Annotated in this window: 15 protein-coding genes and 1 other annotated feature; of the genes, 9 read left to right on the top strand and 6 right to left on the bottom strand. The window is 67.0% G+C overall.

What is annotated here, in order from left to right:
* Positions 1–11: 11 nt before the first annotated feature.
* Positions 12–878 (bottom strand): TetR/AcrR family transcriptional regulator, encoded by an 867-nt coding sequence (locus E1263_RS18465; protein ID WP_132168962.1) that lies wholly within the window; start codon positions 876–878, stop codon positions 12–14.
* Between the two features lie 174 nt (positions 879–1,052).
* Here E1263_RS18465 and E1263_RS18460 point away from each other — a divergent pair, with 174 nt between their 5' ends.
* Positions 1,053–1,937 (top strand): AfsR/SARP family transcriptional regulator, encoded by an 885-nt coding sequence (locus tag E1263_RS18460; protein ID WP_202868947.1) that lies wholly within the window; start codon positions 1,053–1,055, stop codon positions 1,935–1,937.
* A 117-nt stretch (positions 1,938–2,054) separates the two neighbouring features.
* Here E1263_RS18460 and E1263_RS18455 read toward each other — a convergent pair whose 3' ends face one another.
* On the bottom strand, positions 2,055–2,561 hold the full coding sequence (locus E1263_RS18455; RefSeq protein WP_132168960.1) for a PAS domain-containing protein: 507 nt from the start codon (positions 2,559–2,561) through the stop codon (positions 2,055–2,057).
* Positions 2,562–2,725: 164 nt separating this feature from the next.
* Between E1263_RS18455 and E1263_RS18450 the strand changes: the two genes are divergently transcribed.
* Positions 2,726–3,829, top strand: coding sequence for an ATP-binding SpoIIE family protein phosphatase (locus E1263_RS18450; RefSeq protein WP_132168958.1), 1,104 nt, complete (start codon positions 2,726–2,728; stop codon positions 3,827–3,829).
* 127 nt (positions 3,830–3,956) lie between these two features.
* Entirely contained in the window at positions 3,957–4,337 is a 381-nt protein-coding gene (locus E1263_RS18445) for a nuclear transport factor 2 family protein (RefSeq protein WP_132168956.1), read from the top strand.
* 7 nt (positions 4,338–4,344) lie between these two features.
* Here E1263_RS18445 and E1263_RS18440 read toward each other — a convergent pair whose 3' ends face one another.
* Positions 4,345–5,568 (bottom strand): hypothetical protein, encoded by a 1,224-nt coding sequence (locus E1263_RS18440; RefSeq protein WP_132168954.1) that lies wholly within the window; start codon positions 5,566–5,568, stop codon positions 4,345–4,347.
* A gap of 219 nt (positions 5,569–5,787) precedes the next feature.
* Between E1263_RS18440 and E1263_RS18435 the strand changes: the two genes are divergently transcribed.
* The 3 genes from E1263_RS18435 (at position 5,788) to E1263_RS18425 (ending at position 8,338) form a co-directional block, all read left to right on the top strand.
* Entirely contained in the window at positions 5,788–6,588 is an 801-nt protein-coding gene (locus E1263_RS18435) for an endonuclease/exonuclease/phosphatase family protein (RefSeq protein ID WP_165956673.1), read from the top strand.
* Between the two features lie 77 nt (positions 6,589–6,665).
* The gene (locus E1263_RS18430) at positions 6,666–7,640 is read left to right on the top strand and encodes an alpha/beta hydrolase (protein WP_132168951.1); all 975 of its coding nucleotides are present in this window, start codon (positions 6,666–6,668) and stop codon (positions 7,638–7,640) included.
* 32 nt (positions 7,641–7,672) lie between these two features.
* Positions 7,673–8,338 carry a phosphatase PAP2 family protein gene (locus tag E1263_RS18425; RefSeq protein WP_132168949.1) on the top strand — a complete coding sequence of 222 codons (666 nt, stop codon included), beginning with the start codon at positions 7,673–7,675 and terminating at the stop codon, positions 8,336–8,338.
* Here E1263_RS18425 and E1263_RS18420 read toward each other — a convergent pair.
* Both E1263_RS18420 and E1263_RS18415 read right to left on the bottom strand, forming a co-directional pair.
* Positions 8,328–9,221 (bottom strand): hypothetical protein, encoded by an 894-nt coding sequence (locus E1263_RS18420; RefSeq protein WP_132168947.1) that lies wholly within the window; start codon positions 9,219–9,221, stop codon positions 8,328–8,330. The two genes, E1263_RS18425 and E1263_RS18420, sit on opposite strands and share 11 nt — an antisense overlap.
* Complete coding sequence (locus tag E1263_RS18415) at positions 9,218–9,712, bottom strand: SigE family RNA polymerase sigma factor (protein ID WP_132168945.1); 495 nt, start codon at positions 9,710–9,712, stop codon at positions 9,218–9,220. Before E1263_RS18415 ends, E1263_RS18420 begins: the two co-directional genes overlap by 4 nt.
* 69 nt (positions 9,713–9,781) lie before the next feature.
* On the opposite strand from E1263_RS18415, the gene E1263_RS18410 reads away from it, so the two are divergent.
* Positions 9,782–10,594, top strand: a complete 813-nt coding sequence (locus tag E1263_RS18410) for a methyltransferase domain-containing protein (RefSeq protein WP_132168943.1) — start codon at positions 9,782–9,784, stop codon at positions 10,592–10,594.
* Between the two features lie 14 nt (positions 10,595–10,608).
* Here E1263_RS18410 and E1263_RS18405 read toward each other — a convergent pair whose 3' ends face one another.
* On the bottom strand, positions 10,609–11,298 hold the full coding sequence (locus tag E1263_RS18405; RefSeq protein ID WP_132168941.1) for a hypothetical protein: 690 nt from the start codon (positions 11,296–11,298) through the stop codon (positions 10,609–10,611).
* A gap of 113 nt (positions 11,299–11,411) precedes the next feature.
* Here E1263_RS18405 and E1263_RS44375 point away from each other — a divergent pair, with 113 nt between their 5' ends.
* On the top strand, positions 11,412–11,732 hold the full coding sequence (locus E1263_RS44375) for a transposase (protein WP_165956672.1): 321 nt from the start codon (positions 11,412–11,414) through the stop codon (positions 11,730–11,732).
* Positions 11,690–11,821 (top strand) — a sequence feature (AL1L pseudoknot). It overlaps the preceding gene by 43 nt.
* Positions 11,735–12,065, top strand: a 331-nt coding sequence (locus E1263_RS44370; protein WP_165956671.1) for an IS3 family transposase, incomplete at its 3' end; no start/stop codon positions are given. It overlaps the preceding feature by 87 nt.

Genomic DNA, 12,065 nt, shown 5'->3' with positions numbered 1-12,065 from the left:
GTCGCAGCGGTCTACTCGATGCCCGCCCGCTGCCTTGCCCGGCGCTCGGCGACAGCCTGGCTGACGCCGATCAGCCGGTCCCAGTCCTCGCCCATGCCGACACGACTGCCGATCTCGCGCATCTGGGCCCGGAACAACACCCCGGACTTGATCAGCTGCGGCCGGATGTGCCCGTAGACCTCCAGCGTCACGATCGCGAACAACTGCGCCCAGGCGAACTCGAACAACCAGACCATGCCGAGCGCATTCTTGCCGAGCAACGCGGCCAGCTCGGACTGCGCTCCCGAGGCCTGACTGTGGACAGCCACGAACTCCGGATCGAGGTCCTGCGGTGCGGGCACCGGGAAGGGCCGCTGCTTCGCCAGCCTCGCCAGGGCGCCGCCGAAGTGGTCCGCGAACAGCTCGACCCCAGTGGCCGCGTTACCACTGACGCCTCGCGACAGCGGGTGCGTGGCACTGTCCGCCTCGGTCCGGATAGTCCGCTCACCGGAGAGTGAGTTGGTCACGAAGACGAGCTGGAACTCGGACTTGTTGTCCAGCGCCCAGTCCCGGAACGCGGTCGCGGCCGCCACGATCTGAGCCGCGGGATCCTGGTCGCCGTACACCTCGCCGGCCTCGACCATCTCCCGCACGACGTCGGCGAAGATCGCGTCCGAGAGCAGTTCGTTGAGCGCCGCCGGGTTCTTGACGTAGCGATACAGCGCGGGCGGCGTCAGCCCCATCTCCGTGGCCAGCGCCCGCAACGTCACCTCGCGGCCGTCGCGCAGCATCGACCGCCCGAGCTCGACGATCTCGTCGAAGGTCGCGAGCCGCTGCCGTTCCCGGCGGGTGAGAACGGGCCGGTCGGGACCCTCGTCTCTGGATTCACGCTGAATCATTGCCAAACCTCCGGCCTCAGGGCCCACGTCAGGGAGCGCCCTTCACCAGCAAACAGTAACGCTTGACAACTAGAGTGAACAACACTCACGCTTAACCTCGTTAACAAGCCGTATACCGATAGACTGGGGTTACGGAGGATAGCTAGAGTGAATAGCGTTAACCGTAGAGTGGGGATGCTTGAGCCGCTGGCATGGGTTCATCCCAGAGAGCGCGAGCACACAGCGGTCTATCGCGCATACATGTTCGGGCCGTTCCGCGTCTTCCGAGGAGACGAGGCGTTGGGACAGCGCAGTCAACGCAGGGAGAAGGCTCAGCTGTTGCTGAAGTGCTTCCTGCTCAACCCGGGCCAGCCGCGTTCGATCGACGAACTGATCGAGCTGGCGTTCCCGGCCGCCGCACCGGACAAGGCCACCAGCAGTTTCCACGTGGCCATGCACTGCCTGCGCCGCATGCTCGAACCGGACCTGCGCCCCGGCGAAGAGTCGTCGTACGTGCGTCGCAGCACCAACAACTTCTACCGCTTCGAGGCCGACGACCAGTGGTGGACCGACACCGCCGAGGTCGACCGCCTCTTCGACCAAGGCCGTATCAGCGACAATCACGGCGACGCCCAGCGCGCCTGCTTCTACTACGGACAGGTCGTCGGGCACATGAACCGGCGGCTCCTCGAAGACGACGACGCACAGCAGCAATGGCTCACGCCGTACCGCCGCCGCTACCAGTCGCTGCAGCGCGAGGCGCTGCTACGTCTCGTCCAGATCCACGGCGAACGCGGCCAGGTCGACGAGTCCCTCGAATACGCCCACCAGATGCTCGTCGACGATCCCTACAACGAACTCGCCATCATCACCATCGTCGAGGCCGACCTGGCCCACGGGCGTCTCGCCCACGCCCGGCATCGGCTCGCCACTTTCCTCGACGCCCTGACGCACGACCTCGGGATCGCCCCGAGCCCCGACTTCCTCAGGCTGAAGGCCCGGGCCCGGCAGGACCTCACGCACTCGCCCTGCGGGGAGGTCCACCGCGAGCTGGCTGCGACGTCGAGCCGCGCCGGCTAGCAACCAGGACGGACAGAAGTGGATCTCCGCCAACGCGGACCGGGCGCGGGAGGCCCGGTGGGGCGTTGCGGAGATCCACTTCTTGCCAGTTGAGGCTGTGGTCGGTCCAGGCTGCTGTCAGTTGAGGCCGGGGACCAGCTTGTCGGTGTTGTGGCGGAAGATGTTGACCGCGCCGACGACGTCGTTGGCCGCGTTGCGGATCGGGAAGACGTTCACCAGCGCCAGCAGGCGGAAGCCGCTCGGCTGCTCACAGATGACATCGGCGTTGCGGACGGTGCCGCCGTTGCGGATCACGACCGACGGCGGGGCGCTCGAGTGCGGCATGACCTCGCCGGACGGGTAGCGGAGCTGGTGCGCGCCGCAGTACCGCTCACTGGCCCCGAGCGCCGGCTTCCGGCCCCAGGCGTCGATCGCGGTCTGGTTGCAGGCGGTCAGCAGACCGTCGGTCTCCAGGACGTAGATCCCGACCGGCACCGCGTCCATCGCGGCCTGGTCGCCGAGCAGACCCTCGGGGACAAGGTGACCGTCCACGATCTCACCACGGAAGGTGAGACTGTCGAGGTCGTTGGCGACGATGCGCGCCGTGAGTTCGGTGAGGTCGACTTCAGACTCGGTGACTGACATGGCAGGCCCTCCAGTGGTGCTGAGAAGTGGGACTGCCAGCGTGCGGAGGACGACTTACTGCACACTTTCAGTGACTGAAAGTCAGGAGAGCAGCCAGGGTCGTTGACTCCAAAGTCGGGGCGTGATCAAGTTCTGCGGCAGAGAGCTCACACCGAAGGGTCCCGATGACTGGCAGCGGCGCCCCCGGACGCGAAGCAGCGGTTGCCTTGCAGCGAGCGATTCTCGGTCCTTCCCAGCTACCGGACGGCTTCGCGGTCCGCTACCAACCTGCGGTCAGCCCGCTGAAGGTAGGCGGCGACTGGTGTGACACCGTCGAGCTCAGGGACGGCAGGATCGGCATCGTCGTGGGTGACTGTGTCGGCCGGGGCCTAGAGGCCGCCGCCGTGATGGGCCAGCTTCGCAGCGCATGCCGCGCGCTCCTGCTCCAGGACACCGGGCCAGCCCAGACTCTGACCGCGTTGGACCGATTCGCCGCGACCATTCCCGGAGCGGACTGCTCGACGGTCTTCTGTGGTGTCCTCGACCCACAGACCGGCCAGCTGATCTACTCAAGCGCCGGGCATCCACCTGCGCTCGTCGGACTGCCCGACGGTCAGATCCAGTCGCTCGACGGCGGTGGATCGATCCCGCTCGCGGTCAGGCCGGAGATCAAACGCCCTGAAGCGGAGTACGTCGTACCGGGGCGAGCCACGCTGCTTCTCTACACCGATGGCCTGGTCGAACGCCGCCGGCAGTCTTTGGACGAAGGGATGGCGAAAGCAGCCGCGGCCCTGCTCCGCCGGCGCAGTGACCCGATGGACGAACTCGCCACGGGCCTGATGGACGAACTCGCACCCGCCTCCGGCTACGAGGACGACGTGGCGCTGCTCGTGTATCGCCATCCGGGGCCGCTGGAAATCGCCGTACCGGCCGAGTTCACTCAGCTGGCGCCGCTGCGGGCGACCCTGCGGAGCTGGCTACAGCGCTGCGGCCTGCAACAGCTCGCCGTACAGAATGTGCTCGTTGCGGCCGGAGAAGCCTGCGCCAACGCCATGGAACACGGCTGCGGTCTCGACCCGACGCAACACATCCAGGTCTCCGGCACCGTGACTGCGGACGACATCGAACTGAAAGTCGCGGACGGCGGTCAGTGGCGGCAGCCCAGGCCTGTCGAAGACATCCAACGCGGCCGTGGCCTCGCCCTGATGCGCGGGCTGGTCAATCGGGTCACAGTCACCACCGGCATCGCGGGCACCACAGTCAACCTGCAGACGAGGATCACGTCATGACCAGCACCGGCCGCGGCGTGTCCGGGCTTGGTTGCCCAGCGCAACGAGACGATCAGTCGTCCAGGTGCGTTGGTTACCTGAAAGTGGGTACTAGCGGTGCCGGATGCGCTGCTCTACGGTCAGCGCTATGAGTGACGTAGAGCGGAACAAGCAGATCGTTCTCGACTACTACCAGACTGCCTTCGGCGGCGAGCCGGAGGAGGCGGTCGCCCGCTATGTCGGCGATCGGTATGTCCAGCACAATCCGATGGCGGCCGACGGCACCGAGGCTTTCATCGGGTTCGTGAAGTGGTTGCGGAGCGAGAATCCTGAGCTCCGGCTGGACATCAAGCGGGTCGTTGCCGAAGGCGACATTGTCGTGACGCATGCCAACCTGGTACTCAAGCCGGGTGAGCCGGGCCAGGCGCTCGCCGATTTCTTCCGGGTCGAGGACGGCAAAGTGATTGAGCACTGGGATGTCATTCAGGACATCCCAGCGACCTCGGCCAACAACAACAGCATGTTCTGACCGACGCTTACCAGTCCAGGTGGAAGGCGGGGAGGCCGAGGCGTTCGCGGACCCACGGTGCGCCGGGCGGATAGCGGAGAACTTCCTTGGCGAGGTCCTCGTGGGTGGGTTCGGAGAACCAGCTGGGCTCCTCGTGCGTGCTGGACCAATCGCGGTCGAGTGCGTCGGGTTCGGTCGAGCCGCGCACTGTTGAGGGGAGGCCGAGCTCGATGTTCTGGAGAGCCAATCTGATCCGGCGCAGTGCCGCTGCTTCGGGGAACTTGTGGAGCAACTCGGTCTCCCCGGGCCCGCGCTCCAAGACGATCTCCTCGTGATCGCCGACCACACGCAGGACGATGCTGCCACCCGCCGGTGCCAGTACGGCGGCCGCCGCGGCAACGTCGTTGGCCAACATGCTGAGGAAGATCGCGTCCAGCGGTCCTGAGCTGTCGCGCACGCCTTTGTAGATCCAGCGGGTGGCCCGCTCGTTAGGGGCGACGGGGAAGGTGGCATACATCCCGACGACGCTGATGCGGGCGACGCTGACCGCTCGCGTGTATTTGACGGGCGAGTACTTGATGAGCCACCGGCCGAGGCGGGTCCACGGGCCGATGGCGAAGGCGATCGAGAGCATTGCGGCGCCCACGAGGCTTGCGATCAGCGCGAGGCCCAGGAAGCCGACCAGCGCGACGACGATGCCGGCCAGGAAGTCCGGCAGACCCCACTGCTCTCGCGTGTGGTCCCAGACGGGGTCCATGACCAGGCTGCGGAAACGCTCGCCGAGGGCAGCCAGATAGCTGGAGACTCCGGCGGTGACGGCCGCGACCACAATCGCTACCACGCGACGCGCGAGACCGGCACCGCGCAACTCGTCGACCGCCGTCACAAAGCCGGCGAGGTGCTGTCCCCACTGGGTGATGACCAGCAGGATCATCGACAGCGCGACGAGTACGGCGGCGTACGGCTGGATGGCGTCGGAGTCCGCGTTCCAGGCGATGTACCCAGCGGCCACACCGGCGACGCCGACCCGCAACAACCAGCAGACAACTACGAGCAGGCGGCCGAACCCCGCCGTACCGGAGCGACGACGGCCGGCCAGCGCAGGAAACGGTCGCGTGGCCGGTGCGGACACCAGGGTGATGACGGCGATCGCAATGGCGACGATCGCGCAGAGGGTGACGCGGAGATCGCCTGACTCCTCAACGAACAGGAGCGCGATGCTCGCCTCCACGAATGCCAGAACTGCGAGCACACGCAGAAAGCTCAGGACTGGAGGAACCCGACGTGGCCGAAGACTCAACATGTACCCCTCTACGCGGATGACTCCGCTGCAGCCTAGAGGGGGCGGGGGCCGCTCGGCAGACGGGAGAACGCCGGAGCTGATGCAACAAGCGGCAACTTTCCCCTGGCGCAGAAGGAGATCTGTGTCAGCATGGCTCCGTCCCGCCCCTTCCGCCCCAGGAGCTTGGTCATGATTCGTCGTCTACTCACCGCGGCGTTGGCCGCGATCGCCGTCACTGGAACCCTCAGTGCGGGCCCGGCCGCGGCTGCCTACAGCTTCGGGAATCTGAGCTTCAACCTGTGCGGCAACAAGTGCAACGACGGTCGGCTCACGGTGGCCGACGAGGTCGTCGACTCGATCATCACCCGCAGCCCGCGCACCGCCACGCTGCAGGAGGTGTGCGCCGGGCAGGCCAACCGGATCCGCAACCAGTTGGCGGCCCGCGACTACCAGGTCATCCACGTGCCGACCGCACACAAGTGCGATGACGGTACGGACTACGGCATCGCGCTGGTCACCCGCGGCACTCGTGACTGGTACAAGGTCTGGACGCTGCCGAATCCGCACGGCAACGAACCGCGCAAGATGGTCTGCGCGATGCTGTCACCGCAGAACTTCATCGCCTGCTCGACCCACATCGACTTCCACGGTGACGGGACCCGCGGCGCCCAGGTCAACGCAGTGGCCGGCATCCTCGCCGACTACGCGGCCGCCGGTCACCCCGCCTTCGTGGGTGGCGACTTCAACCTGACCCCGACCGACGACGCCCTCGACGCGATGTACCGACCGGCGTACGGCGGTGGTGCCGTCGGCACCCACACCGAGGCCAACGGCTGCTGCACCCGCGGCGGCCCCGCAACCGGTGACGGCGGCAACAAGATCGACTACGTCTTCATGAAGGCCTCCGCCTTCACCGCCAACTCCTCCGACGTCGTCTCCACCCCGAACTCCGACCACAAGAAACTCTGGGCGAACCTCACGCTGAACTAGCGCCGATCCGGTCATCCTCGCCACCTGGGATGCTGGTGACTGCACCAACCCGGTTACCACCCGCGACAAGGATGCCGATGACCACCTGGAAGCCCGACCAGCTCGGTGACGACTACCAGCAGCACACCATCGTCCTCGGGGCCGACCCCGACGGCGAAGGCGAGGCCGAAGCGGTCCTGGTACGACGTACCGCGCCCGCCGAGCCCCGTTCGGTGGTGCTCTACGTCCACGGTTTCGCCGACTACTTCTTCCAGACCGGACTCGCCGACTTCTTCGCTGGCCGTGGCGCCGCGTTCTACGCGCTGGACCTGCGCAAGTGTGGCCGAGCGCGCCGCCCCGGCCAGACTGCTCACTACGTCTCCGACTTGGCCTGGTACGACGCGGAGCTCGACCGGAGCGTCGACCTCGTGGCCCGGGAACACCCAGGCGTGCCGATCACCGTCGTCGCCCACTCGACCGGCGGGCTGATCGCTCCCCTCTGGCTCGACCGCCGACGCCGCAACGGGAATCCGGCCCCCGTCGCCGCACTGGTCCTCAACAGCCCCTGGCTCGACCAGCAGGGCAGTTCCACGCTCCGTGGACCGATCACCTGGGCCCTGGTCCCGCTCGCCCGCGTCATTCCACTGCGCGTTCTGCCGGCGCCGGTCGGCGGCGTCTACGGGACCTCCCTGCACGTCTCCGGGACCGGCGAGTGGGACTTCGACACGGTTCTGAAGCCGCTGGTGGGGTTTCCGGTGACTGTCGGCTGGCTCAACGCCGTCCGAAGGGGGCATCGGAAGGTACACAAGGGGCTGGAGGTCGGCGTTCCGACCCTGGTCCTGCACTCCGACCGGAGCCACTTCTCCAGCTCCTACAGCGATGCCGTCGACCGCGCGGACGCCGTACTCGACGTCCAGCAGATCGCCCGCTGGGCACCTCACCTCGGAGACCGGACCACGGTCGTGGTCGTCCCCGGTGCGCGCCACGACGTCTTCCTGAGTCAGGTCGAACCCAGAGCAACGGCGTACGACACGGTCGACTCCTGGCTCGGCAGCCTGCATCGCTCCGCGTAGGCACTTCCGGCGGGGTAATAGCATGGCGGCTGATGAGCAGAGCACGAGTCGCCGCCGGTCTGATCGCCGTCGCCATCGGTACGACGGCCTTCGTCGCACTCGCTGATGCAGCCACCGAGGGCGACGACCTGGCCGCCTTCGACCCGCACCTGACGGCGACCGTGGTCGATCATCGGATCGGCGGACTCACCTCGGTCGCGCGGGTTGTCACGACGCTCGGCGAGATCCCGGTCCTGACCGGGCTCACTGTCATCGTGGCGCTGTTCCTCCGCGCCGGCACGAGGCGCTGGCAGCCCGCGCTCGTCCTCGTGGTCGGCATGCTCGGAGCGGCCGGGCTCACCTACGGCTTGAAACTTCTGATCGGCCGCCAGCGTCCCGACTCCTCAATCGTGCTCGGGACGGTGAGCACCGGCTTCTCGTTTCCCTCCGGACACAGCCTGAGCTCGCTGGTGTTCTTCGCCCTGCTCGCTGCCCTCCTCTGGCGCTCGAACGCCGCGATCACCATCAAAATCGCGGTCGTCGCGCTGGCCGTCCTGCTCAGCGCGGCGGTCGGCCTCAGCCGGATCTATCTCGGCTACCACTGGGCGACCGACGTACTGGGCGGCTGGACGCTCGCCCTGACCTGGCTGTGTCTGCTCGCGACCGCAGTGCATCTGATCGGTCAGAGGTCACGGCGAGCTACCAGGATTAGCTGTTGATGTGGAACTTGTCTGACGTCACCAGTTCGGCCAGCTGACTGGGGGTGAAGACCGGCTGTGCCAACGGCTGGCGATTCGGGAGGTCGGTCTTCTTCACCTGAGCGAGGAAGACCACGGTGCCGTCGTCGTGGCGGTAGGCGGCCCACTGGTCGAAGCTGTCGCGGCCCTTGGTGGTCACCACGGCGACCTTCTTACCGTCGACGTCCAGGACTGTGCAGCTGCCGGTCCCGCCCCAGAAGCTCTGGGCCAGCTTGCAGGGAGCCGTGGCCCGCTTGCTGTCCGGAGTGGTCGACTGCACGAACAACTGGCCGACCCGGTTGTCTTTCTGCACCGGGATGGACGCCTGGTACTCCCAGTAGTCCGGTTCCCCGTCATTCGACGCGTACTGGCTCTGCGGCGACCGCATGGCCCGGCCGTCCGGGTACTTCAAGTTCGGCGCAGTGAACCCAGCCGGTACCGACGAGCTCAGGTCCTCCATCAACGTCACTGAGCGGGCGGCGCGCGGGCCCGCCTTCGCTGTGCGATCCGTCTGGCCCTCCGGCCACGGGTCATTGGTCTTGCGGGTCGACGGGACCACGGTGGAGATTGCCGCCGGCGGAGCCACCGACTTCGGCGCGGATGACGGTGCGGAGGACGGCGTCGTACTGGGGCTGCCTGCCACTACCTGGCCCACCGACCGGCTGTCGGTGAAATGCGCGATCGCTGTGGGAGCGGCCACGACGCCGGCCACCAGCGGTACAACGGCCAGCCCGGCCCAGGTAGCGCGGCGCCGCTTGCGCACCCGACGAGCCTGGTCGAGCGCGCCGGCCGGATCCATCGACGGCGGCGGACTGCTGCGCACCATCTCGTCGCGCATGGCCTCGTTGAGATCCTCTTCGTTCATCGAACCTTCTCCTCTTCCAGTAGACCGCGCAGCGTCGTCAACCCACGCGCAGCCTGGCTTTTGACATTTCCGGCCGAACAATCGAGGAGCTCAGCCGTCTGTTCGACGGACTGGTCTTCCCAGTACCGCAGAACCAGTACGGCGCGTTGCCTCGGCGGCACCTTCGCCAGCGCCTCCAGTAGCACCAGCCGGTCGTCGGCCAGCCCTACCGACGGCGCTGCCCGCTCGGTCACCGGGGCTCCGACCGACTCGTTGCGGAACCACCCCCGGCGCCGCTCGGAAAGGAACGTCCGGATGAGGGTCTGCCTGGTGTAGCTGTCCATCACCTCGTGCCGCTGGATCCGGCGCCACGCCAGATAGATCTTCGTGAACGTCTGCTGGACCAGGTCCTCCGCGCGATGCCAGTCGCCGCACAGCAGGTACGCCGTACCGCGCATCGCGTCGGAGCGTGCTGCGAAGTACGCCTGGAACGCCTCGTCCCGATCACTCATCGGACCTCCCCGTCGTTGATACCGGGTTAGACACGCCTACGACGTCAAAGTTGGTTGCATGATGGAGTGGTGACTTCACTTGACCAACCTGACAGCCCACAGGGCTACCTCCTGGACAACGCGCGTGCCGAGGCAGGTGAACGGTTCACCTGGCTGGCCGAGTTGTTCGACGGTGTGACCCGGGGACATTTGGATCGGCTAGGCATCGGGCCCGGGGCACGCTGCTGGGAAGTCGGGGCCGGCGGCCGCAGCATCCCGGAGGCGCTGGCGGCGACCGTGGGTCCGACCGGGTACGTGCTGGCCACAGACATCAATCCGTCGTGGCTGACTGCAGGCGACGGGTACGACGTGCGTCGCCACGACGTCGTCGCTGATCCGCCGCCAGAGCCGGGGACATTCGATCTGGTGCACGCCAGGCTCGTGCTGGTCCATCTCCCTGACCGCGCCCGGGCGTTGGCCACCATGGTGGCCGCGCTGCGACCTGGCGGCTGGCTGCTGCTCGAGGACGCCGACACCGCTCTCCAGCCGCTGGCCTGTCTGGATGAGAGCGGCCCTGCACAGCAGCGTGCCAACCGGCTGCGCAACGCGGTCCGGGAGCTGTTGACCCGCCGCGGCGCAGACCTGCGCTACGGCCGGACGCTACCGCGGACCTTGCGGGAAGCCGGTCTAGTGGAGGTCGCCGCAGCGGGCTCCTTCCCGGTCGGCGGGCCAGCCTGCAACCAGCTAGAGGCTGCGACCATCCGGCACGTACGCGGCGAACTGCTCACGGCCGGTCTGGCCGACGACACCGAGCTCGACGCGCACCTGGCCGCCATCCACGCCGGTGAACTCGACCTCACCCTCGCGCCACTGATCTCGGCCTGGGGCCGCCGCCCCAGTTAACGAGGTACGCCGCGCTAGCTGGGTACGAAGGCGCTGCGTCCCTGCCACGAGCCGTGCTCCGACAACGGCCGGAACCGCAGAGTCGCAAACTCATGGTGAAAGTCCCTGCGCCTGCGTTCACCCATTGCGGCGGCATGCCGGTCAGCTTCCGGTACGGCGCTCCGACCGTGCACCATCGCTTCCATCTCCTGCACCGATCGCCACACCGAGAACGTGGAGATCGTGTGCGGCGGCCGCATCGCAGCCAACGCCAACGTGGTCCCCGGATGATCGCGAACCAGTCGCTCCACCGGCTTGCCCCACTTAAGGAATCGCGGCACCTCCAAAAGCCGCATCCGCGCCAACGTCACCGCCACAACAGGCTCGGCAGGATTCCACTCCCCCGCTCGCGCCGGAAGGTCAGGCAACGCCGCGAGCTTCGACCATCGGCGCAAGAACTCCAGCCGCACATGCCAGCCCGCCGCCAACTCCCTACCCAACCGGTCATCCGCCAGAAACGCCTCGATCGCCGCCTCGTCCTCCCACCGCGCAAACATCGCCATCCGCCGCAACTGCATCCGATCCGGCGACACAGTCGGCGCACCCAACCGCATCAGCGCCAAACACTCGGCGTACCGCAATCCAGGCGCAGTAGGCGCCTTCCACAGCGCCCCGGCCGTAGTCATCGGCCGAAGCTCCGCAAGGTGAAACGTGAAGATCGTCATGGTCCACCAACTCTCCCACGACCGAGGCGCACATCCGCCGCACGCGGCCTCAGCCGACATGCTGAGTCACCCCGGAGTGTCTGGAGACTTCATTTGTTGGAAGGATGAAGTCCATGGGACGTCCGTCGTCGTATTCGCCCGAGATCCGTGAGCGCGCGGTCCGGATGGTTGCTGAGTCCAAGGCTGAGTACGGCTCAGAGTTCGAGGCGATCAGGTCGGTCGCGTCGAAGCTGGGCATCGGCTCGGCCGAGACGCTGCGTAAGTGGGTCCGTCGAGCCGAGATTGATGCCGGGCGGCGCCCGGGTGTGACCAGCGAGGAATCGGAGCAGTTGAGGGCGCTGAAGCGGGAGAACGCCGAACTGCGCCGGGCGAACGAGATCTTGAAATCGGCAGCGACTTTCTTCGCGGCGGAGCTCGACCGCCCACACAAGTGATCGTGGCGTTCATCGACGATCACAAGGATCGTTTCGGGGTCGAGCCGATCTGCCGCGTGCTGTCTGAGCATGGCTGCAAGATCGCCCCATCCACCTATTACGACAACCGGAATCGTCAACCCAGTAAGAAGGAACTGCGCGATGTTGAGTTGATCGCGGTGATCGAGAAGGCCCGTGAGGTCCGGTTTGTGCGGCTGTTCGGAGCCGGCAAACTCTGGCTGCATCTGCGGTCGTCTGGTCACGAGGTGGCTCGGTGCACGGTGGAGCGGTTGATGGCCCAGATGGGAATCAGCGGCGTGGTCCGCGGGAAGAAGCCGCGGACCACCATCGCTG

Origin of the sequence: Kribbella antibiotica (genome assembly GCF_004349055.1) — a bacterium.
Taxonomy (GTDB): Bacteria; Actinomycetota; Actinomycetes; order Propionibacteriales; family Kribbellaceae; genus Kribbella; species Kribbella antibiotica.
Note: the sequence above shows the minus strand (reverse complement) of the source record. Positions and strands in the feature narration are given on the sequence as shown.